We start from the raw sequence: 21,767 nt of genomic DNA on the forward strand, positions 1-21,767 counted from the left end.
CCCGATGCGTGCCGATCGCGTCTTCGCGTACGGCGCCGCCGCCGGACTTCTCGGTGATCTGCTGCTCGGCGATCCTCGCCGGGGACACCCGGTCGCCGTGTTCGGGCGGACCGCCGCCGCCGTGGAACGGGTGTTGTGGCGTGACCACCGCGCATGGGGTGCGGTGCACACCGCCGTGTGCGCCGGTGGCGCCGTGGCCCTCGGCGCCACCGCAGCTCGTCTCGTACGTACGTCCCCCGCCACCGCCGTCGCGCTGACCGGCGCCGCCACCTGGGCGGTCGTCGGGGGGACTTCGCTCGCCCGGGAGGCCCGGGTCATCGGGCAGGCGCTCGAAGCGGGGGACATCGAGGGCGCACGTGCCCGGCTGCCGCATCTGTGCGGGCGGGATCCGCAGGCGCTGGACGCGGACGGGATCGCGCGGGCCGTCGTGGAGTCCGTCGCCGAGAACACCTCCGACGCGGTGGTGGGGGCCCTGGTGTGGGGCGCCGTGGCAGGCGTTCCCGGGCTGGTCGGGTTCCGGGCCGTGAACACACTCGACGCCATGGTGGGGCACAAGTCGCCCAAGTACCGGCGGTACGGCTGGGCTTCGGCCAGGCTCGACGACCTGGCGGGGTGGCCGGGATCCCGGCTGACCGCCGTACTCGCCGCCGTCGCCGGGGGTGACCCCCGTGGGGCGGTACGAGCGTGGCGCGCCGACGCCGCCAAGCATCCGAGCCCCAACGCCGGGCCCGTGGAGGCCTCGTTCGCGGGGGCGCTCGGGGTGCGGCTGGGCGGGACGCTGTCGTACGGCGGACGCGTCGAGCATCGGCCCGTGCTGAACGGGGACGGGCGGGCCGTGGGCACGCAGGACATCGAACGGGCCGTACGGCTGTCGAAGCGCGTCGGCTGGCTGGCGCTCGGCGTCTGTGCCGTCGCGCGCCGCATCGCGAAGGGACGTACCTCATGACGGGCGGTGGTCTCCTTGTCGCCGGCACCACATCCGACGCCGGCAAGAGCGTCGTCACCGCCGGGATCTGCCGATGGCTGGTGCGGCAGGGAGTGAAGGTCGCGCCGTTCAAGGCGCAGAACATGTCCCTCAACTCGTTCGTCACGCGTGAGGGCGCCGAGATCGGACGGGCCCAGGCCATGCAGGCACAGGCCTGCCGGGTCGAGCCGACCGCGCTGATGAATCCCGTGCTGCTCAAGCCCGGTGGGGAGCAGAGCAGTCAGGTCGTGCTGCTGGGCAAGCCGGTGGGTGAGCTGAGCGCACGCGGCTTCTTCGGGGGGTCTGGGGAGTCGTCCCCCGGGAAGAGGCTGCACGGCGGGCGGCAGGAGCAGCTGCTCGGGACCGTGCTCGACTGTCTCGCCGAGTTGCGGGGCACGTATGACGCGGTGATCTGTGAGGGGGCCGGCTCGCCGGCCGAGATCAATCTGCGGCGGACCGACATCGTCAACATGGGTATCGCCCGCAATGCCGGGCTGCCCGTGCTGGTGGTGGGTGACATCGACCGCGGGGGCGTGTTCGCCTCCTTCTTCGGGACGATCGCCCTGCTCTCGCCCGAGGACCAGGCGCTCGTCGCCGGGTTCCTGGTGAACAAGTTCCGCGGGGACGTCAGCCTCCTGGAGCCGGGGCTCGACATGCTGCTGGGCCTCACCGGACGGCACACCTACGGCGTCCTCCCCTTCCAGCACGGCCTCGGCATCGACGAGGAGGACGGACTGCGGGTGTCCCTGCGCGGGACCGTGCGGGAGTCGAACGTCGCCCCGCCCGTCGGCGAGGACGTGCTGCGGGTCGCCGTCTGTGCCGTCCCGCTGATGTCCAACTTCACCGACATCGACGCCCTGGCCGCCGAACCCGGTGTCGTGGTGCGGTTCGTGGACCGGCCGGAGGAGCTGGCGGACGCGGATCTCGTCATCCTTCCGGGGACCCGGGGGACGGTTCGCGCGCTGGAGTGGCTGCGGGAGCGGGGGCTCGCACAGGCCCTGAAGCGCAGGGTCGCCGAAGGACGGCCCGTCCTCGGCATCTGCGGCGGCTTCCAGGTCCTCGGCGAGCACATCGAGGACGAGGTCGAGAGCCGGCAGGGTCATGTCGAGGGGCTCGGTGCGTTGCCCGTGCGGGTGCGGTTCGCCCGCGAGAAGACCCTGACCCGGCCGGTGGGAGAAGCCCTCGGCGAGCACGTCGCGGGGTACGAGATCCACCACGGGGTCGCCGAGATCCATGGCGGGGAAGCCTTCCTCGACGGCTGCCGGGTCGGCCAGACCTGGGGCACGCACTGGCACGGCTCGCTGGAGTCGGACGGTTTCCGGCGGGCCTTCCTGCGCGAGGTGGCCGCCGCCGCGGGCCGCCGCTTCGTGCCGGCCCCCGACACGTCGTTCGCCGCGCTGCGCGAGGAGCAGCTCGACCGGCTCGGCGACCTGATCGAACAGCACGCTGACACGGACGCGCTCTGGCGGCTCATCGAGTCGGGCGCGCCGCAAGGACTGCCCTTCATTCCACCGGGAGCGCCCGCATGAGCACTGTGTTGTTGTTGTCGACCGCCGACACGGACCTGTTGGCGGCAAGGGCCGCTGCCGGTGCCTCGTACCGGATCGGCAATCCGACCCGCGTGGACGTCGCCGAGGAGCTGCCCGCGCTCGTCGAGGGCGCGGACATCGCCGTCGTTCGCCTGCTGGGCGGCAAGCGGGCCTGGGAGGACGGGCTCGCCGCGCTGAAGGCCTCAGGCATCCCGACCGTGCTGCTCGGCGGCGAGGCCGTCCCGGACGCGGAGCTGATGGCCGAGTCGTCCGTGCCGGCCGGTGTCGTCGCCGAGGCGCTGAGGTATCTCGTCGAGGGCGGGCCGGCCAACCTGACCGAACTCGCGCGGTTCCTCTCCGACACCGTGCTGCTGACGGGCGAGGGGTTCGTCGAGCCGCAGAAGATGCCGGAGTACGGCGTCCATGGCGAGCGTGCCTTCGCCGCCGGCCGTCCGACCGTCGGCGTGCTCTTCTACCGGGCCCATGAGCTGAGCGGCAACACCGCCTTCGTGGACACCCTGTGCGACGCGATCGAGGCGCGGGGCGCCAACGCCCTCCCCGTGTACTGCGGTTCGCTGCGCGGGGCGGACGCGGAGCTGTACGAGATCCTCGGCAAGGCCGACGCCCTGGTCGCCACCGTCCTCGCGGCCGGCGGCACGCACGCCTCGCAGGCGTCGGCGGGCGGCGACGAGGAGGCGTGGGACATCGGCCGGCTCGCCGAGCTGAACGTGCCGGTGCTGCAAGGTCTTTGCCTCACCTCTTCGCGGGCCGCGTGGGACGAGTCCGACGCCGCCCTCTCGCCCATGGACGCGGCGATGCAGGTCGCGATCCCGGAGTTCGACGGGCGGCTCGTCACCGTGCCGTTCTCCTTCAAGGAGCAGGGCCCGGACGACGTGCCCGTGTATGTCGCCGACCCGGAGCGGGCCGGGCGCGTCGCCGGGATCGCCGTGCGGCACGCCCAGTTGAAGCACAAGGCGAACGGCGACAAGAAGCTCGCGCTCGTCTTCACCGCCTACCCGACCAAGCACTCGCGTGTCGGCAACGCGGTCGGTCTCGACACGCCCGCCTCGGCGGTGCGGGTGCTGGACGCGCTCAGGGACGCCGGGTACGGCCTCACCGAGTACCCGGACAACGGCGACGAGCTGATCCACCGGCTCATCAACGCCGGTGGCCACGACGTCGAGTGGCTCACCGAGGAGCAGCTGGCCGCCGCGCCCGCGCGCGTGCCGCTGGCCGACTACCAGGCGTGGTTCGACAAGCTCGACCCGGAGCTCAGGGACGGCATGCTTCAGGCGTGGGGCGAGCCGCCGGGGTCGCTGTACGTCGACGGGGACGACATCGTCCTCGCGTCACTGCAGTTCGGGAACGTCGTCGTGATGATCCAGCCGCCGCGCGGCTTCGGCGAAAACCCGATCGCGATCTACCACGACCCCGACATGCCGCCGTCGCACCACTACATGGCGGCGTACAGGTGGCTGGACAACAGCTTCGGCGCCGACGCGATCGTGCACATGGGCAAGCACGGCACGATGGAGTGGCTGCCGGGCAAGGGGCTCGGGCTCAGCGGCGGGTGCGCCCCGGACGCGGTCCTCGGGGACCTGCCGCTGATCTACCCGTTCATCGTCAACGACCCCGGTGAGGGCACCCAGGCCAAGCGGCGCGGGCACGCCACCGTCGTCGACCACCTCGTGCCGCCGATGGCCCGCGCGGACACCTACGGCGACCTGGCCAAGCTGGAGCAGCTGCTCGACGAGTACGCGCTCGTCTCCGACCTGGACCCGACGAAGGCCCCGGTGGTCCGCGCGCAGATCTGGACGCTGGTCAAGGCGGCCGAGCTGCATCACGACCTGCACGTCGACGACCAGCCGGACGACGACGACTTCGACGAGTTCGTCATGCACATCGACGGCTATCTGTGCGAGATCAAGGACGTGCAGATCCGCGACGGGCTGCACATCCTCGGCGGCGGCCCGGTCGATGAAGCGCGGGTCAACCTCGTGCTGGCCGTGCTGCGCGCCTCGCAGGTCTGGGGCGGGCAGGCCAATGCCCTGCCGGGCCTGCGGGCCTCGCTGGCCGCACACTTCGGGCTCGACGAGAAGGAGCTGCTGAGCGAGCCGGGCGCGCCGTTGAAGGTGCCGGTGGAGCTGTCGGATCTGGTCGACGGCCCCTCGCGTACGGCTGCCGACGCGATCGACCTGCTGGAGCAGCTGTGCCGGCGGATCGCTGAGGGGATGGAGGAGCGCGGCTGGGCGGTCGCTGAGAGCCGTACGCTGATCCGTGACGTCCTCGGCACCGAACTGCCCGACGCCGTCGCCGTGTTGGAGTTCGCCTGCAACGAGGTCGTGCCGCGTCTGGCCCGTACGACGGACGAGATCGGCCACATCCTCAAGGCGCTCGACGGCGGTTACGTCCCGGCGGGTCCGTCCGGTTCGCCGACGCGCGGGCTGGTCAACGTGCTGCCGACGGGACGGAACTTCTACTCCGTCGACCCCAAGGCCATTCCGTCCAGGCTGAGCTGGGAGGTCGGGCAGTCGCTCGCCGACTCGCTGGTCGCGCGGTACCTCCAGGACACCGGCGCGTACCCGAAGTCGGTCGGCCTGACCGTCTGGGGCACGTCCGCGATGCGCACCCAGGGCGACGACATCGCCGAGATCCTCGCTCTGCTGGGCTGCCGTCCGGTCTGGGACGACGCCTCGCGCCGGGTGACCGGCTTCGAGGTCATCGGCCTGGAGGAGCTCGGACGGCCGCGCATCGACGTCACGGTGCGTATCTCCGGCTTCTTCCGGGACGCGTTCCCGCACGTGGTGGGGCTGATCGACGACGCGGTCCGCAAGGTCGCCGAGCTGGACGAGCCCGCCGACCGGAACTACGTGCGCGCACACGCCGACGAGGACACCGCCGAGCACGGCGACCGGCGGCGCGCGACGGCCCGTATCTTCGGCTCGAAGCCGGGCGCCTACGGGGCCGGCCTGCTGCCGCTGATCGACGCCCGCAACTGGCGCTCCGACGCCGACCTCGCCGAGGTGTACGCCGTCTGGGGCGGCTACGCCTACGGGCGCGGGCTCGACGGGCGGGCGGCGCGCGGCGACATGGAGACCGCGTTCAAGCGGATCGCCGTCGCCGCGAAGAACGTCGACACCCGCGAGCACGACCTCGTCGACGCCGACGACTACTTCCAGTACCACGGCGGCATGGTCGCCATGGTGCGGCACCTGACGGGCGCGAACCCCGAGGCGTACGTGGGCGACAGTGCCGTGCCCGACCAGGTGAAGACGCGGACGCTGGGCGAGGAGACGCACCGCGTGTTCCGCGCCCGGGTGGTCAACCCGCGCTGGATGGCGGCCATGCGCCGGCACGGCTACAAGGGCGCCTTCGAGATGGCGGCGACCGTGGACTACCTCTTCGGGTACGACGCCACGGCGGGCGTGGTCGACGACTGGATGTACGAGAAGCTCAGCGCCGAGTACGTCTTCGACCCGGAGAACCGGGACTTCATGAAGAAGTCCAACCCGTGGGCGCTGCGCGGCGTCACCGAGCGTCTGCTGGAGGCCGCCGACCGCGGGCTGTGGGCCGAGCCGGACGCCGAGACGCTGGAGCGGCTGCGCGCCACGTACCTGGAGCTCGAAGGCGACTTGGAGGGCGACGACCAGTGACAACTCCGTTTCCGTTCACGGCCGTTGTCGGCCAGGACGACCTGCGGCTCGCGCTGCTGCTGAACGCCGTGTCCCCGGCGGTCGGCGGTGTGCTGGTGCGCGGCGAGAAGGGCACCGCCAAGTCGACGGCGGTACGGGCGCTGTCGGCGCTGATGCCGCAGGTGCCGGTGGTCGCCGGGTGCCGCTTCTCCTGCGACCCGGGCGCCCCCGACCCCGCGTGCCCGGACGGGCCGCACGAGACAGGCGCCGGCGCGCGGCGCCCAGCCCGCATGGTCGAACTCCCCGTCGGCGCCTCCGAGGACCGGCTGGTCGGCGCGCTGGACATCGAGCGTGCCCTGGCCGAGGGTGTGAAGGCGTTCGAGCCCGGGCTGCTCGCGGACGCCCACCGCGGCATCCTGTACGTCGACGAGGTCAACCTGCTCCACGACCACCTCGTCGACCTGCTCCTGGACGCGGCGGCGATGGGTGCGTCGTACGTGGAACGCGAGGGTGTCTCCGTACGGCATGCCGCACGCTTCCTGCTCGTCGGGACCATGAACCCCGAAGAGGGCGAACTGCGGCCGCAGTTGCTCGACCGTTTCGGCCTGACCGTCGAGGTCGCCGCCTCGCGGGAGCCCGAGCAGCGGGTGGAGGTCGTACGGCGGCGGCTCGCGTACGACGACGATCCGGGCGCCTTCGCCGCGCGGTGGGCGGACGACGAGGCCGCTGTGCGTCAACGCATCGTCGCGGCACGGGAGTTGCTGCCCTCGGTGCGGCTCGGCGACGGGGCGCTGCGGCAGATCGCGGCGACCTGCGCGGCCTTCGAGGTGGACGGCATGCGGGCGGACATCGTGATGGCCCGTACGGCCACCGCGCTGGCCGCGTGGGCCGGGCGCACCGATGTGCTGGCCGAGGACGTCCGGCAGGCGGCGCTGCTGGCGCTGCCGCACCGTCGGCGCCGCAACCCCTTCGACGCGCCGGGGCTGGACGAGGACAAGCTCGACGAGACGCTGGAGGAGTTCTCCGGTGACGACGGGAGCGACGAGAGCGACGAGGATCCCGACCCCGACGGGCCGGGCGGGGGTGGCGGGCAGCCGCCGTCGGAGTCCGACGGGCCGCAGGGCGCGGACTCGGGCGCGCGGCCCGAGGCCGGTGAGGACGGGGAGCCGCAGGCTTCCGGGGCCGGGGAGCAGACTCCCGCGCGGGCGTCGGAGCCCTTCCGGACGAAGGTGCTGAGCGTGCCGGGCATCGGTGAGGGTGCCGCCGGGCGGCGTTCGCGGGCGCGGACCGAACATGGGCGCACGACCGGCGCGCGACGGCCCCGAGGGGCGCTCACCAAGCTGCACCTGGCGGCCACCGTGCAGGCGGCGGCGCCGCATCAGCGGGCGCGGGGGCGGGCCGGGCGCGGTCTCGTCGTGCGGCGGGACGATCTGCGGCAGGCCGTTCGGGAAGGGCGCGAGGGCAATCTCGTGCTGTTCGTCGTGGACGCCTCCGGGTCGATGGCGGCCCGGCAGCGGATGAGTGCCGTGAAGGGTGCCGTTCTGTCGCTGCTGCTGGACGCGTATCAGCGGCGGGACAAGGTGGGGCTGGTGACGTTCCGGGGCACGGCGGGCGATGTCGCGCTGCCGCCCACGTCGTCGGTGGACGCCGCCGCGGCTCGGCTCGAGTCGTTGCCGACCGGCGGGCGTACGCCGCTCGCGGCCGGGCTGCTGAAGGCGCACGAGGTGCTGCGGGTGGAGCGGCTGCGGGATCCGGCCCGGCGGGCGCTGGTGGTCGTGGTGACCGACGGGCGGGCCACGGGCGGTCCCGATCCGGTCGCGCTCGCGGGACGGGCGGCCCGGCTGTTCGCGGCCGAGGGTGTCGCGTCCGTGGTCGTCGACTGTGAGTCGGGGCCGGTGCGGCTGGGGCTTGCGGGGCAGCTGGCGGGTGAGCTCGGCGGTACGGCCGTGACGCTGGACGAGCTGCGGGCGGAGTCCATCGCCGGGCTGGTCAAGGACGTACAGAGGAGGGCCGCGTAATGCCGCAGGGACAGCCGAGTGTCGTGCCGGACGACGGACTGACGACTCGTCAGCGCCGTAATCGGCCTCTGGTGGTCGTGCACACGGGGATCGGCAAGGGCAAGTCGACCGCTGCCTTCGGGCTCGCTCTGCGCGCCTGGAACCAGGGGTGGCCCATCGGGGTGTTCCAGTTCGTCAAGTCGGCCAAGTGGAAGGTCGGCGAGGAGAACGCGCTGCGGGTGCTGGGGGCGTCCGGGCAGGGCGGGACCGTGGACTGGCACAAGATGGGCGAAGGGTGGTCCTGGGTGCAGCGGGACGCCCAGATGGACAACGAGGAGAAGGCCCGGGAGGGCTGGGAGCAGGTCAAGCGGGACCTGGCCGCCGAGACGTATCAGCTGTATGTGCTGGACGAGTTCGCGTACCCGATGCACTGGGGGTGGATCGACACCGATGAGGTCGTCGACGTGCTGCGCGATCGGCCCGGGACCCAGCATGTCGTGATCACCGGGCGCAACGCGCCGGAGAAGCTCGTCGACTTCGCCGATCTCGTGACCGACATGTCGAAGGTCAAGCACCCGATGGACGCCGGCCAGAAGGGCCAGAGAGGCATCGAGTGGTGATGCCTTCCGTCCCTCGACTGGTCATCGCCGCGCCGGCTTCCGGCAGCGGCAAGACCACCGTTGCCACGGGGTTGATGGCCGCGTTCGCCGCGCGAGGGCTTGCCGTGTCCCCGCACAAGGTCGGGCCGGACTACATAGATCCGGGGTATCACACGCTCGCGACCGGGCGGGTGGGGCGGAATCTGGACGCGTATCTGTGCGGGCCGGAGTTGGTCGGGCCGTTGTTCCTGCATGGGGCGCGTGGGTGTGACATCGCCGTCGTCGAGGGCGTGATGGGGCTGTACGACGGGGCCGCCGGGGAGGGGGAACTGGCGTCCACCGCGCAGGTGGCGAAGTTGCTGCGGGCGCCGGTGGTGCTCGTCGTCGACGCGTCGTCGCAGTCGCGGTCCGTGGCGGCGCTGGTGCACGGGTTCGCGTCCTGGGATCCGCAGGTGCGGGTCGGGGGCGTGATTCTGAACAAGGTCGCTTCGGACCGGCATGAGGTGTTGCTGCGGGAGGCATTGGAGTCGGCCGGGGTGCCCGTGCTGGGGGTGCTGCGGCGGGTGGCTCAGGTGGATACGCCGTCGCGGCATCTGGGGCTGGTGCCGGTTGCCGAGCGGCACGGGGAGGCCGTGGAGGCTGTTGCGGCGATGGCCGCGCAGGTTGCGGCGGGGTGCGATCTGGACGCGTTGCACGGGCTGGCTCGGGGTGCGGGGGTGGTGCCCGGTGCGGCTTGGGATGCGGCTGAGGTTCTTGCTTCCTCGCCCCTGCCGCCCCTTCCCGTCCCGAACCCGGGGGCTGCGCCCCCAGACCCCCCTGTCGGCCCAAGGGCCTCGTCCTCAAACGCCGGACGGGCTGAAATTCCTGGGCCGGCGCCGAGAACTGCTGCCGGCTCCGGGGCTCCGGAAAAGCCGGTCGTCGCAGTTGCCGGAGGGTCCGCGTTCACCTTCTCCTACGCCGAGCATGCCGAACTGCTCGCCGCCGCCGGTGCCGAGGTCGTGCCCTTCGATCCCCTGCGGGACGAGCAACTGCCCGAAGGCGCCCGGGGCCTGGTCATCGGCGGCGGGTTCCCCGAGGTGTACGCCGCTGAGCTGTCCGCCAACGAGCCGCTGCGCAAGGCCGTTGCCGCCCTCGCGCAGGGCGGTGCTCCGGTGGCGGCCGAGTGTGCGGGGCTGCTCTATCTGAGCCGGGAACTCGACGGACAGCCCATGTGCGGGGTGCTCGACGTGAGCGCGCGGATGAGCGAGCGGCTGACGCTGGGGTACCGGGACGCGGTCGCCGTGAGTGACAGTGTCCTGGCGGCGGCGGGGACGCGGATGCGGGCGCACGAGTTTCATCGGACCGTCGTCGAGCCCGGCTCGGGGACGGCTCCCGCCTGGGGGGTCAGGGCCCCGCTGCGGCGGGTCGAAGGTTTCGTACAGCAGGGCGTGCACGCGAGTTATCTGCACACGCACTGGGCAGCACAGCCCGGTGTCGCCCGTCGGTTCGTGGAGAGGTGCCGGACGTCATGAGCAGCAGCAGGTTGATCGGAGTCGGGGTCGGTCCCGGCGATCCGGAGCTGGTGACCGTCAAGGGCGTCAACGCTCTGCGCGAGGCGGACGTGGTCGTCGTGCCCGTGATGGACACCGGGGAACGGGGACGGGCCGAGGCCACCGTGCTGCACTACGTGCCCGAGGACAAGGTCGTGCGAGTCGTGTTCGCGCTCAACGAGCGGACCGACCGTGCTCGGCGCGAGGCCGCCTGGGACGGGGCGGGTGAGCGTGTCGCCGAGCTGCTCGAGCAGCATGGCGCCGTCGCCTTCGCCACCATCGGCGATCCCAACGTGTACTCCACGTTCACGTATCTCGCGCAGACCATCGGCGAGGCGGTGCCCGGCACCGTCATCGAGACCGTCCCCGGCATCACCGCCATGCAGGACCTCGCCGCGAGGTCGGGCGCGGTGCTCACCGAGGGGACCGAGCCGCTGACGCTCGTGCCCGTGACCGCGGGGGCGACGGTGCTCAAGGAGGCTCTCAGCGGGCCCGGGACCGTCGTCGCCTACAAGTTCGGGCGGCAGGCGGGTGAGGTCGCCGAGGCGCTGCGGGAGACCGGGCGGATCGAGGACGCGGTGTGGGGGTCGGCGCTGGGACTCACGGAGGAGTCGATCCAGCCGGCCGCCGACCTCGACGGCTCTCCCCTGCCCTATCTCTCGACTCTCATCGCGCCCGCCCGGCGCGACGGCGGGCGGGGCGGCAAGCTCTGACGCCGGTCCCACGCCCCGCACACCAACCCCCGCCGACCCCTGTAGGAGAGGACCGAATTCCCATGGCCGATGCCCCCACCGGCAAGGTGACCTTCGTCGGTGCCGGCCCCGGCGCCGCCGATCTGCTGACGTTCCGCGCCGCGCGTGCCATCGCCGAGGCGGACGTCGTGATCTGGGCGGCCAGCCTGGTCCAGGCGGAGGTCCTCGAGCACGCGCGCGAGGACGCCGAGATCCTCGACTCGGCGACCATGTCCCTCGAGGACGTCGTCGCCGTGTACGAGCGGGCCCGCGCCGACGGCCTCAAGGTCGCCCGCATCCACTCCGGTGACCCCGCTCTCTGGGGCGGTACGCAGGAGCAGCTCGACCGCTGTGCCGTGATCGGCGTCGAGACCGAGGTCGTGCCCGGGGTCTCCGCCTTCTCCGCCGTCGCCGCGCTCGCCGGGCGCGAGCTGACCATCCCCGAGGTCGCGCAGTCCGTCGTCCTCACCCGGCTCGGCGGCGGCAAGACGCCGATGCCGCCCGGGGAGGAGGTCAGGGAGTTCGCCAAGCACGGCACGACCATGGCGGTCTTCCTGTCGGCGGCCCGCAGCGGGCAGCTCGTAAGGGAGTTGCTGGAGGGCGGGTATCCGACGTCCACGCCGGTCGTCGTCGCCTACCAGGCGACCTGGCCCGAGGAACTCGTGGTCAAGTGCACGATCGAGACGCTGGAGGAGACCGTCAAGGAACACAAGCTCTGGAAGCACACCCTGTTCCTGGTCGGCCCCGCCCTCGACGCGCACGGCACGCGCTCGCACCTCTACCACCCCGGTCACTTCCACGGGTACCGCAAGGCGGACCCGCAGGCGCGCAGGGCGCTGCGCGAGCGGGGAGCCAGTACATGATCACCGTCGTCGGCACGGGGACGGGAGCGCCGGTTCCCGAGGGCGTCCTCGCCGGGGCCGAGCTGGTCGTCGGCGGGCGGCGGCATCTGGACGCCGTACACCTGCCCGGCGACGTGGAGCGGGTCGTGCTCGGGGCGTTGGCGCCCGCCCTCGACACCATCGCGGAGTACGTCGAGAAGGAGCGGCCCGTGGTGGTGCTCGCCTCGGGCGACCCGGGGTTCCTCGGGATCGTGCGGGTGCTGGCCGAGCGGTTCGGGTCGGAGCGGCTGGATGTGCGTGCCGGGGTGTCCTCGGTGGCCGCCGCGTTCGCGCGGGCCGGGCTGCCGTGGGACGACGCGGTGGTGGTGAGCGCGCACGGGCGTGAGCCGCGGACCGCGGTGAACGTGTGCCGGGCGCACCCCAAGGTGGCGGTGCTGACCGGGCCGGGTGCCGGGCCGGCCGAGCTGGGCGCGGCACTGCGGCACACCGGGCGGGTCCTGGTCGTCGCCTGCGCGCTGGGCGATCCGGAGCGGGAGCGCGTGGAGCGGGTGACGCCCGCCGAGGCCGCCGCCCGCGACTGGGGTACGGCGGTGAGCGTCGTGCTGTGCCTGGACCCCGAGCGGGCCGTCGGCGCGGTGCGTACGGTGGCCGGCCCGGCGCCGGGGCCCGACCGATGGGCCCTGGACGAGGCCGACTTCGCGCACCGCGACTCGATGATCACCAAGTTCGAGGTGCGGGCGCTGGCCCTGGCCCGGCTGGGGCCGCGGCTCGGCGACCTGGTGTGGGACATCGGCGCGGGCTCCGGCTCGGTGGCCGTGGAGTGCGCCCGGCTCGGCGCGGCGACCGTAGCCGTCGAGAAGGCACGGGACGGGGTGGAGCGCATCCGCGCCAACGCCGCCGCGCACGCCGTCGACGTGCATGTGGTGCACGGGGCTGCGCCCACCGTCCTGTCCGACCTCGACGATCCGGACGCGGTGTTCATCGGGGGCGGGGGGCGCGAGCTGCCCGCCATCGTCACCGCGTGCGCGCGTCGGGCGCGGCGGACGGTCGTCGTCGCCATGGCCGCGCTCGACCGGGTGCCCGCCGCTCGTGAGGCACTCACCGGCGCCGGGTTCTCCTGCGACGGAGTGCTGCTGCAGTCGTCGCGGCTCGCCCCGCTGCCGGGGGACGTGACCCGGCTCGCGGCGACCAATCCCGTTTTTCTGCTGTGGGGTGTCAGAAACCCCGTGTACCGAGAGGGAGTTGCCCAGTGATCGGCCTCATTTCCGCCACCGCGGCGGGGGCGGCTGCGCGGGACCGGCTGGTCACGGCGTGGCCGGAGCGGGTGCGCGTGTACGACGGTCCCGTCGGGGACGCCGTACGGCGGGCGTTCGCCGAGTGCGAGCAGCTCGTGTGTTTCCTGGCGACAGGGGCCGTCGTACGGCTCGTCGCGCCGCTGCTGGGTGACAAGGCGGCCGACCCGGGTGTGGTGTGCGTCGACGAGGGCGGGCGGTTCGCCGTGTCGCTGGTCGGCGGGCACGGCGGAGGGGCCAACGAACTCGCCCGGCAGGTCGGGGAGTTGTTGGGGGCCCAGCCGGTGGTGACGACGGCGACCGATGCCGTGGGGGTGCCCGGTCTGGACACGCTCGGGATGCCGGTGGAGGGCGATGTCGCCGGGGTCTCGCGGGCACTGCTCGACGGGGAGCCGGTGGCGCTGCGGGCCGAGGTGTCCTGGCCGTTGCCGCCGCTGCGGGTCGGCGCCGATGGGGCGTATGTCGTCCGGGTGACGGATCGGCTGGTCGAGCCCGCCGCCGAGCGCGAGGTCGTGCTGCGCCCGCCGTCCCTGATCGTCGGCGTCGGAGCCTCCAAGGGCGCCCCCGTCGACGAGGTGCTCGGGCTGATCGAGAGCACCCTCGGCGAAGCCGGCCTCTCCCCCGATTCCCTCGCCGAACTCGCCACCGTCGAAGCCAAGGCCGACGAACCCGGCATCGTGTCGGCCGCCGAGCGGCTCGGGGTGCCGTTGGTGACCTACTCCGCCGAGCAGCTCGCGGGTGTCGAGGTCCCCAACCCCTCCGACGCGCCCCTCGCCGCCGTCGGCACGCCGTCGGTCGCCGAGGCCGCCGCTCTGGTGCGCGGCGGTGAACTCCTCGTACCGAAGCGGAAGTCCGAGCGCGCCGACGGAAAGCCCGCGATGGCGACCTGTGCCGTCGTACGGCGTCCGGGGCGCGGGCGGCTCGCGGTCGTCGGGCTGGGGCCGGGCGCGCGGGACCTGCTGACGCCGCGCGCGAAGGCCGAACTGCGGCGCGCCTCCGTACTGGTCGGGCTCGACCAGTACGTCGACCAGATCCGCGACCTGCTGCGCCCCGGCACCCGGGTGCTGGAGTCGGGGCTCGGCGCCGAGGAGGAACGGGCGCGCACGGCCGTCGAGGAGGCCCGCAAGGGGCAGGCGGTCGCGCTGATCGGCAGCGGGGACGCGGGCGTGTACGCCATGGCCTCCCCCGCGCTCGCCGAGGCGTCCGACGACATCGACGTGGTCGGCGTGCCGGGTGTGACCGCCGCCCTGGCCGCCGCCGCGATCCTGGGCGCCCCGCTCGGCCACGACCATGTGTCCATCAGCCTCTCCGACCTGCACACGCCGTGGGAGGTCATCGAACGGCGGGTGCGGGCCGCGGCCGAGGCGGACATCGTGGTCACCTTCTACAACCCCCGTTCCCGGGGCAGGGACTGGCAGCTGCCCAAGGCGCTCGCGATCCTCGCCGAGCACCGGAGGCCGACGACGCCGGTCGGTGTCGTACGGAACGCGTCGCGGCCGGACGAGTCCAGTCGGGTCACGACACTGGGCGCCCTCGACCCGGCGACGGTCGACATGATGACGGTCGTGACCGTCGGCAACACGGCGACCCGGGACATCGCGGGGCGCATGGTGACGCCGCGCGGCTACCGCTGGCAGGCGTCGCAGGAGGGAGCGCAGTGAACCGCGTCGTCCATCCGATCGAGGAGGAGTCCTACCGGCGGCTGCGCGCCCGGCTGGACACCTCGCACTTCCCGCCGCTGACCCGGGCCGTGGTGGAGCGGGTCATCCACTCCGCCGCCGACCTCGACTACGCCACCGATCTCGTCATGGACGAGGGTTCCCTCGAGAAGGCGCACGCCGCACTGCACGCCGGCGCGCCCGTCGTCGGGGACGTCGAGATGGTGGCCGCCGGGATCACCCGGCGCAAGACCGTCTGCCGGCTCAGGGACGCGGTGGCCGGTCCCGGGCTGACGCGTTCGGCGCACGCGATACGGCTCGCCCACGAGCAGGTCGGCCCCGGCGCGCTCTGGGTGATCGGCAACGCGCCGACCGCGCTGGAGGAGCTGCTGACCCTGGACGCCGCCCCGGCGCTCGTCATCGGGCTGCCCGTCGGCTTCGTCGGCGCGGTCGAGTCCAAGGCCGCGTTGCGCGAGAGCGGGCTGCCCGCCGTGAGCAACGTGTCCGAGAAGGGCGGTTCGGCGGTCGCCTCCGCCGCGCTCAACGCCCTGCTGTACCACCCCCTTTCGCACCCCGATTCGCATTCCGAGGAGAAATCGTGACCACCCCGCCGCCCGCCCTGCTCATCGCCGGTCACGGCACCCGGGACGAGGCCGGAGCCGAGGCGTTCCGCGACTTCGTCCGGGAGCTGGGGCGCCGCCACCCCGAACTGCCCGTCGCGGGCGGCTTCATCGAGCTCTCCCCGCCGCCCCTGGGCGAGGCCGTCACCGAGCTGGTGGAGCGGGGCGTACGCCGCTTCGCCGCGGTGCCGCTGATGCTGGTGTCCGCCGGACACGCCAAGGGCGACATCCCGGCCGCGCTGGCCCGCGAGAAGGAACGGCACCCCGGGATCTCGTACACCTACGGCCGCCCGCTGGGCCCGCACCCGTCGCTGCTGTCCGTCCTGGAGCGGCGGCTGGACGAGGCGCTCGGCACCGAGGGCCGCACGCCCGGGGACCGGGCCGACGTCACCGTGCTGCTGGTCGGGCGTGGCTCGACCGACCCGGACGCCAACGCCGAGGTGCACAAGGCGGCGCGGCTGCTGTGGGAGGGGCGCGGATACGGGGGCGTGGAGACGGCGTTCGTGTCGCTGGCGGCGCCGGACGTGCCGAGCGGGCTCGACCGGTGCGTGAAGCTGGGGGCGCGGAAGATCGTCGTGCTGCCCTACTTCCTCTTCACCGGCATCCTGCCGGACCGGGTGCGGCACCAGACGGAGGGCTGGGCGGCGGCCCACCCGGAGATCGAAGTGCGCTCCGCCGACGTCATCGGTCCGGAGCCGGAGCTGCTCGATCTGGTGATGGAGCGGTACGAGGAGGCCCTGAAGGGCGATCTGCGGATGAACTGCGACTCCTGCGTGTACCGCATCGCGCTGCCCGGCTTCGAGGACAAGGTCGGCATGCCGCAGCAGCCGCACTTCCACCCGGACGACGACGGCCACGACCACGGTCATGGTCACGGTCACCACCATCACCATGGCACCCACTCGCATGCCCACTGAGACGCCCGGTCCGGCGCACGACCTGCGGCACCACGGCGACGCCGAGTGCCGTGACGACGGCGCGGCGCTCGTCGATCTCGCCGTGAACGTCCGCGCGGACACGCCACCGGTCTGGCTGCGCGAGCGCATCGCCGAGTCGCTGGGCTCCCTCGCGGCCTACCCCGACGGGCGGGCCGCGCGGGCGGCGGTGGCGGCGCGGCACGGGCTGCCGGCCGAGCGGGTGCTGCTGACGGCGGGGGCGGCGGAGGCGTTCGTGCTGCTGGCACGCGCGTTGAAGGTGGTCCGGCCGGTCGTCGTGCACCCCCAGTTCACGGAGCCGGAAGCAGCGCTGCGGGACGCGGGTCACACCGTCGACCGAGTGCTGCTGCGCGAGGAGGACGGTTTCCGCCTCGACCCGGCTCTCGTCCCCGACGAGGCCGACCTGGTCGTCATCGGCAACCCGACCAACCCGACGTCGGTCCTGCACCCGGCCGCGTTCATCGCCGAACTCGCCCGCCCCGGACGGACGTTGGTGGTGGACGAGGCGTTCATGGACGCGGTGCCGGGCGAGCGCGAGACGCTGGCCGGGCGGACGGACGTGCCGGGCCTGGTGGTGCTGCGCAGCCTCACCAAGACGTGGGGGCTGGCCGGGCTGCGGATCGGCTATGTCCTGGCCGCCCCGGAGACCATCGCCGAGTTGGAGCGCGCCCAGCCCCTGTGGCCGGTCTCCACGCCGGCGCTCGCCGCCGCCGAGGCATGCGTGTCCCCGCAGGCGCTGGCGGAGGCGGCCCACGCGGCTCACCGCATCGCCTCCGACCGCGCCCATCTCGTCGCCGGGCTCGGCGCGTTCGCGTCGGCGGGACTCCGGGTCGTCGAGCCCGCCGAGGGTTCCTTCGTCCTCGTACGCCTGCCGAGGGCCGCTGCCGTACGACAGCACCTGCGCGGCCTCGGGTTCGCCGTCCGCCGCGGGGACACCTTCCCCGGGCTCGGCGAGGAGTGGCTGCGGCTGGCGGTGCGGGACCGGGCGACGGTCAGCCGCTTCCTGCGGGCGCTGGAACGGGCGACGGCTCTCGCGCGGGGCTGAGCCGGGTCGGCACCCGCTCCGGCGAGCCGTACCCGGTCAGCTCCGGCCGCGTCGTGCCAGCGCCACCGCTCCCCCGCCCGCGACGAGGAGCGCGACCGCGCCGCCCGCGATGTACGGCGTCATGGAGTTGCCGCCGGTCTCGGCGAGGCCCTCGTCGGCGGCCTCGCCCTGGGGCTTCACACCGCCGGCCGGCTCGGTGCTCGGGTCGGCGCTCGGGGCGGCCTCCTCCTCGGGTGCGGCCGGGGTCTCGCAGGTGGCCTTGGCCAGGGTCAGGGTGCCCTCGACCTCGGCGACGTTCAGCTTCAACGGGTTGACCGACACCTTGAGTTCGAGTGCGGTGGCGGCGGCGGTGTCCGAGGTGTTCTCCGTCCTGGAGTAGTCCAGGCGCACGTCACCGACGCCCGGCACCTGGACGTTCGTGGTGCCGCCGGCGGTCAGCGTGACCTTCTTGCCGAGCACGGTGACGTCGCCCAGCACATTGGACGAGGCCGTCGGCTTCCTGCCGGCCTCGCAGGTCGCCTTGGAGGTGACCTGGCCCACCTCGATGAGCGAGAGCAGCGGCAGGCCGGGGACGTGGACCTTGGCGTGGGCGAGGTTGGTGTACCCCTCGGCCTTGCCGCCCTCGACCGTGGCCTTCGACGAGGCGACCTCGGCGCTCAGCACGCTGAACGGCTTTCCGCCGTCCACGCCGTTCAGTTCGGCCGTCAGCGTTGCCTTCTCGGCGCTCTGCGGCGCCTGTACCTCGTTGAGCGAGACCGCGAGCGGGACGTTCACGGTCTTGTTGAGCAGGGAGACGTCGAGCCCCGTACGGAGCACGACAGCGCTCGCACGGCCCTCGTCGCCGGTCGCGTGCGCGGGGCCCGCGGCCAGAACCAGGGGTCCGGCGGTGAGGGCGGTGGCCGTCGCGACGGTGGCGAGACGGCGTGCGGGCAGGCGGAAGTTCTTGCCGTTCAAGGTGGGGACCCCCAGAGAGGACTTGCTCGGGACCCGGCAAGAATTGCGCACTGAGAGTGAGGAGTCAGCAATCCGCCAGGACTTCACTCCAACGTGACTCTCCCGTGAATGCTTTCGATTCTCTGGGCACGGATGTTCCTCGAAGTCACCCCCGTACCCCCTTCTGTGCGAGCGCTCGCGTGAACACCTGGGCGCAGGCGAGGGAGCGGGCGTCGGCACCGGACTATCCGTCGTTACGCTGCGTCAACCGGCTGCCCGAAACGAAGGGAAGCGAAAGATGGCCGACCACGACGAGGAGCGGGACTACTCCGCCGCACTGCGCACGGCCGAGCGGCTGCTCGGCATGCCGTTGGAGCGCTTCCTCGAACCCGGGGCGGGAGAGCCCGCCAACGCGGCGGACTTCAAGCGCCTCGCCACGGTCCACACCTTCGGCGACGCATGGCCCCGGACCGATGCCCTCGACGTGCGCACCCGGGCCCTGGTGTCCGTGACGATCGCGGCGACCCTGGGCACCCTCGAACCGCTGCGGGGGCAGCTGCGCATCGCGCTCAACAACGGCGTCACCCCCGAGGAGATCGTGGAGGCGTTCATCCACATCGAGGCCTACGCCGGTGCCGCGCGCGCCTTCGACAGCTACCGGGTCGCCCGCGAGGTCTTCGCCGAGACGGCCACCGGCTAGCCGACCACGTGCCCGTTCAGCACCACCCGACGAGGCGCCGCAAGCACGCGTACGTCGGCCCGCGGGTCGGATTCGTAAACGACGAGGTCGGCCGCGGCGCCCTCCTCCAGGCCCGGGCGGCCGAGCCAAGTGCGGGCCGACCAGGTGGTCGCCGCGAGGGCCTCGACCGCGGGGATGCCGGCGGTGACGAGTTCCGCGACCTCGGCGGCCACCAGGCCGTGCGGCAGGGTGCCGCCCGCGTCCGTGCCGACGAAGACGGGGATGCCGGCGTCGTAGGCGGAGCGGACCGTGTCGTAGCGGCGTTCGTGGAGCCGGCGCATGTGGGCCGACCAACGGGGGTACCTGGACTCGCCGCCGTCGGCCAGCTTCGGGAAGGTCGCGATGTTCACGAGGGTGGGGACGATCGCCACCCCGCGCTCGGCGAACAGGGGGATCAGGTCCTCCGTGAGGCCCGTGGCGTGCTCGATGCAGTCGATGCCCGACTCGACCAGGTCGCGCAGCGAGGACTCGGCGAAGCAGTGCGCCGTCACACGGGCGCCCAGCCGGTGGGCCTCGGCGATGCCCGCCTCGACCGCCTCGCGCGGCCAGGTGGGCGCGAGGTCCCCGAGGTCGCGGTCGATCCAGTCGCCGACCAGCTTGACCCAGCCGTCGCCGCGCCGGGCCTCCTGGGCGACGTAGGCGACCAGGTCCTCCGGCTCGATCTCGTGGGCGTAGCCGCGGATGTAGCGGCGGGTGCGGGCGATGTGCCGGCCGGCCCGGATGATCTTCGGCAGGTCCTCGCGGTCGTCGATCCAGCGGGTGTCGGAGGGCGAACCGGCGTCGCGGATCAGCAGGGTGCCCGCCTCGCGGTCGGTCAGTGCCTGCTTCTCCGCGATGTCGTCGTCGACCGGGCCGTGCGCGCCGAGGCCCACATGGCAGTGCGCGTCGACCAGGCCGGGCAGGGCCCAGCCCTCGACGGTGCGCACGTCGCGCGCGCCCGCGGGACGGTCGTAGGAGATCCGGCCGTCGACGACCCACAGCTCGTCCCGGACGTCGTCCGGTCCGACGAGGACCCGGCCCTTCAGGTGCAGCACAACCCCGCGATCGCTCATGTACCGCACCTTAGTGACCGGCTAGTCGCTCTTGCCCACCTGGTCGGAGGTCTCCTCCTCCACCTCGGCCATCGCCGGGTCGAGGAGGCGGGAGAGGAAGTGGCGGGTGCGTTCGTGCTGCGGGTCGCCGATGACCTGGTCGGGGGTGCCGTCCTCGACGATCACTCCGCCGTCCATGAAGACGACCCGGTCGGCGACCTCGCGCGCGAAGGTCATCTCGTGGGTGACGACCATCATCGTCATGCCCTCGTCGGCGAGCATGCGCATGACGGCGAGGACATCGCCCACCAGCTCCGGGTCCAGCGCCGACGTCGGCTCGTCGAACAGCATCACCGCGGGGCCCATCGCGAGGGCGCGGGCGATGGCGACACGCTGCTGCTGGCCGCCGGAGAGGGAGGACGGGTAGGCCGCGGCCTTCTCCGACAGGCCGACCCGCTCCAGGTTCTCGGCGGCGACCTTCGCGGCCGCGGCCTTGTCCCGCTTGAGCACCCGGCGCTGCGGCAGCGTGAGGTTCTCGGTCACCGTGAGGTGCGGGAACAGGTTGAACTGCTGGAAGACCATCCCGATACGGCGGCGTACGGCGTCGATGTCGACGTCCTCGTCGGTGAGCTCGGCGCCGCCGACGAAGATCTGGCCCTTGGTGGGCTCTTCCAGCAGGTTCACGCAGCGCAGGAGCGTCGACTTGCCCGAGCCCGACGGGCCGATGACGCACACGACCTCGCCCTGGTTGATCTGCAGGTCGATGCCGCGCAGCACCTCGTTGTCGCCGAAGGACTTGTGCAGGCCGCGGACTTCGATCTCCGGGCCGACCTTGAGAAGGCTCTCACTCATTTCACGGCCTCCTGGGCCTTCGCCTCCATGCGGCGTACGACGAAGCCGAGCGGGATCGTGACCAGCAGGTAGCACAGGCCCGCGACCAGGATCGGCGTGGAGTTGGCGGTCTGGCTGGCCAGGTCACGGCCGAACTTGGACAGTTCCCGCTCCTCCAGCGTCACACCGAGGAACAGCACCAGCGAGGAGTCCTTGAAGAGCAGGACGAGTTCGTTGGTCAGCGGCGGGAGGATGATCCGGAAGGCCTGCGGGATGATGATCGAGATCATGGCGCGGGCGGGCGAGAAGCCGAGCGAGCGCGCCGCCTCCATCTGCCCCTTGGGCACCGCCTGGATGCCCGCGCGGATCGTCTCCGCCATGTACGCGGCCGCCACCAGGCCGAGCGCGAGCGCGACCTTGCCGTAGGTGCCGCCCGGGATCTCCGTGCCGGGGAAGGCCAGCGGCACGGCGACACCGATGAAGATGAAGATCAGCAGAGCGGGCAGCCCGCGAAAGATCTCGATGTAGATCCCGGCGAGCCAGCGGTACGGGCCCACGGAGGACAGCCGCATCAGCGCGATCACCATGCCGAGGACCAGTCCGACGACGAAGCCGGACAGGGTGTAGAGCACGGTGTTCTTGAGCGCGAGTGTGATGACGTCCGGGAACATCTGCTCGGCGATGTCGCCCTGCGCGAACTGGTTCTGCAGACGCCCCCAGTCGGCCGCGACCGCGAAGGCGATCACGGCCGCGACGAAGACGACGTACTGGATGCCGCGCGACAGGCTGCGCTTCTGGCGCCGGGTCAGGCCCTTCTTCCTGGGCTGCTTCGGCTGCAGTTGTACGTCTGTGTCGGCCAT

18 protein-coding genes are annotated in these 21,767 nt (G+C 72.7%); 14 read left to right on the forward strand and 4 right to left on the reverse strand.

Annotated elements, in window-relative coordinates; all coding sequences use genetic code 11:
* The first annotated feature begins 4 nt into the window (after window positions 1-4).
* The 13 genes from ACFY5C_RS14445 (at window position 5) to cobC (ending at window position 17,373) form a co-directional block, all read left to right on the forward strand.
* Window positions 5-946: a cobalamin biosynthesis protein gene (locus ACFY5C_RS14445; RefSeq protein ID WP_389444246.1), complete on the forward strand. Its 942-nt coding sequence runs from the start codon at window positions 5-7 to the stop codon at window positions 944-946.
* On the forward strand, window positions 943-2,493 hold the full coding sequence (locus ACFY5C_RS14450; protein ID WP_389444248.1) for a cobyric acid synthase: 1,551 nt from the start codon (window positions 943-945) through the stop codon (window positions 2,491-2,493). Before ACFY5C_RS14445 ends, ACFY5C_RS14450 begins: the two co-directional genes overlap by 4 nt.
* Entirely contained in the window at window positions 2,490-6,146 is a 3,657-nt protein-coding gene (cobN, locus tag ACFY5C_RS14455; RefSeq protein WP_389444250.1) for a cobaltochelatase subunit CobN, read from the forward strand. Before ACFY5C_RS14450 ends, cobN begins: the two co-directional genes overlap by 4 nt.
* Window positions 6,143-8,143, forward strand: coding sequence for a putative cobaltochelatase (locus ACFY5C_RS14460; protein ID WP_389444252.1), 2,001 nt, complete (start codon window positions 6,143-6,145; stop codon window positions 8,141-8,143). Before cobN ends, ACFY5C_RS14460 begins: the two co-directional genes overlap by 4 nt.
* Window positions 8,143-8,742: a cob(I)yrinic acid a,c-diamide adenosyltransferase gene (gene cobO, locus ACFY5C_RS14465; RefSeq protein WP_389444254.1), complete on the forward strand. Its 600-nt coding sequence runs from the start codon at window positions 8,143-8,145 to the stop codon at window positions 8,740-8,742. The genes ACFY5C_RS14460 and cobO overlap by 1 nt, the downstream gene beginning before the upstream one ends.
* Window positions 8,742-10,232, forward strand: coding sequence for a cobyrinate a,c-diamide synthase (locus ACFY5C_RS14470; protein WP_389444256.1), 1,491 nt, complete (start codon window positions 8,742-8,744; stop codon window positions 10,230-10,232). The genes cobO and ACFY5C_RS14470 overlap by 1 nt, the downstream gene beginning before the upstream one ends.
* Window positions 10,217-10,963: a precorrin-2 C(20)-methyltransferase gene (gene cobI / locus ACFY5C_RS14475; RefSeq protein ID WP_389444258.1), complete on the forward strand. Its 747-nt coding sequence runs from the start codon at window positions 10,217-10,219 to the stop codon at window positions 10,961-10,963. The genes ACFY5C_RS14470 and cobI overlap by 16 nt, the downstream gene beginning before the upstream one ends.
* Window positions 10,964-11,025: 62 nt before the next feature.
* Window positions 11,026-11,844: a precorrin-4 C(11)-methyltransferase gene (cobM, locus tag ACFY5C_RS14480; RefSeq protein WP_389444260.1), complete on the forward strand. Its 819-nt coding sequence runs from the start codon at window positions 11,026-11,028 to the stop codon at window positions 11,842-11,844.
* Window positions 11,841-13,076 (forward strand): precorrin-6y C5,15-methyltransferase (decarboxylating) subunit CbiE, encoded by a 1,236-nt coding sequence (cbiE, locus tag ACFY5C_RS14485; protein WP_389444262.1) that lies wholly within the window; start codon window positions 11,841-11,843, stop codon window positions 13,074-13,076. Before cobM ends, cbiE begins: the two co-directional genes overlap by 4 nt.
* Window positions 13,073-14,776, forward strand: coding sequence for a precorrin-3B C(17)-methyltransferase (cobJ, locus tag ACFY5C_RS14490; RefSeq protein ID WP_389444264.1), 1,704 nt, complete (start codon window positions 13,073-13,075; stop codon window positions 14,774-14,776). Before cbiE ends, cobJ begins: the two co-directional genes overlap by 4 nt.
* Complete coding sequence (locus ACFY5C_RS14495) at window positions 14,773-15,375, forward strand: precorrin-8X methylmutase (RefSeq protein ID WP_389444266.1); 603 nt, start codon at window positions 14,773-14,775, stop codon at window positions 15,373-15,375. Before cobJ ends, ACFY5C_RS14495 begins: the two co-directional genes overlap by 4 nt.
* The gene (locus ACFY5C_RS14500; RefSeq protein ID WP_389444268.1) at window positions 15,372-16,310 is read left to right on the forward strand and encodes a sirohydrochlorin chelatase; all 939 of its coding nucleotides are present in this window, start codon (window positions 15,372-15,374) and stop codon (window positions 16,308-16,310) included. The genes ACFY5C_RS14495 and ACFY5C_RS14500 overlap by 4 nt, the downstream gene beginning before the upstream one ends.
* Window positions 16,300-17,373 (forward strand): Rv2231c family pyridoxal phosphate-dependent protein CobC, encoded by a 1,074-nt coding sequence (gene cobC / locus ACFY5C_RS14505; RefSeq protein ID WP_389444270.1) that lies wholly within the window; start codon window positions 16,300-16,302, stop codon window positions 17,371-17,373. Before ACFY5C_RS14500 ends, cobC begins: the two co-directional genes overlap by 11 nt.
* 36 nt (window positions 17,374-17,409) lie before the next feature.
* Here the strand turns inward: cobC and ACFY5C_RS14510 are convergent, their stop codons facing one another.
* Entirely contained in the window at window positions 17,410-18,327 is a 918-nt protein-coding gene (locus tag ACFY5C_RS14510) for an SCO1860 family LAETG-anchored protein (RefSeq protein ID WP_389444272.1), read from the reverse strand.
* Between the two features lie 277 nt (window positions 18,328-18,604).
* Between ACFY5C_RS14510 and ACFY5C_RS14515 the strand changes: the two genes are divergently transcribed.
* Window positions 18,605-19,006: a carboxymuconolactone decarboxylase family protein gene (locus ACFY5C_RS14515; protein WP_389444274.1), complete on the forward strand. Its 402-nt coding sequence runs from the start codon at window positions 18,605-18,607 to the stop codon at window positions 19,004-19,006.
* Here the strand turns inward: ACFY5C_RS14515 and ACFY5C_RS14520 are convergent.
* From ACFY5C_RS14520 to ACFY5C_RS14530, 3 genes are read right to left on the reverse strand one after another with little or no spacing between them, the layout of a single operon-like run.
* Entirely contained in the window at window positions 19,003-20,097 is a 1,095-nt protein-coding gene (locus tag ACFY5C_RS14520; RefSeq protein WP_389444276.1) for an amidohydrolase family protein, read from the reverse strand. The genes ACFY5C_RS14515 and ACFY5C_RS14520 overlap by 4 nt on opposite strands.
* 21 nt (window positions 20,098-20,118) lie before the next feature.
* Complete coding sequence (locus ACFY5C_RS14525) at window positions 20,119-20,928, reverse strand: amino acid ABC transporter ATP-binding protein (RefSeq protein WP_389444278.1); 810 nt, start codon at window positions 20,926-20,928, stop codon at window positions 20,119-20,121.
* Entirely contained in the window at window positions 20,925-21,767 is an 843-nt protein-coding gene (locus ACFY5C_RS14530) for an amino acid ABC transporter permease (RefSeq protein WP_362378573.1), read from the reverse strand. Before ACFY5C_RS14530 ends, ACFY5C_RS14525 begins: the two co-directional genes overlap by 4 nt.

The organism is Streptomyces sp. NPDC012935, assembly GCF_042900345.1.
Lineage (GTDB): Bacteria > Actinomycetota > Actinomycetes > Streptomycetales > Streptomycetaceae > Streptomyces.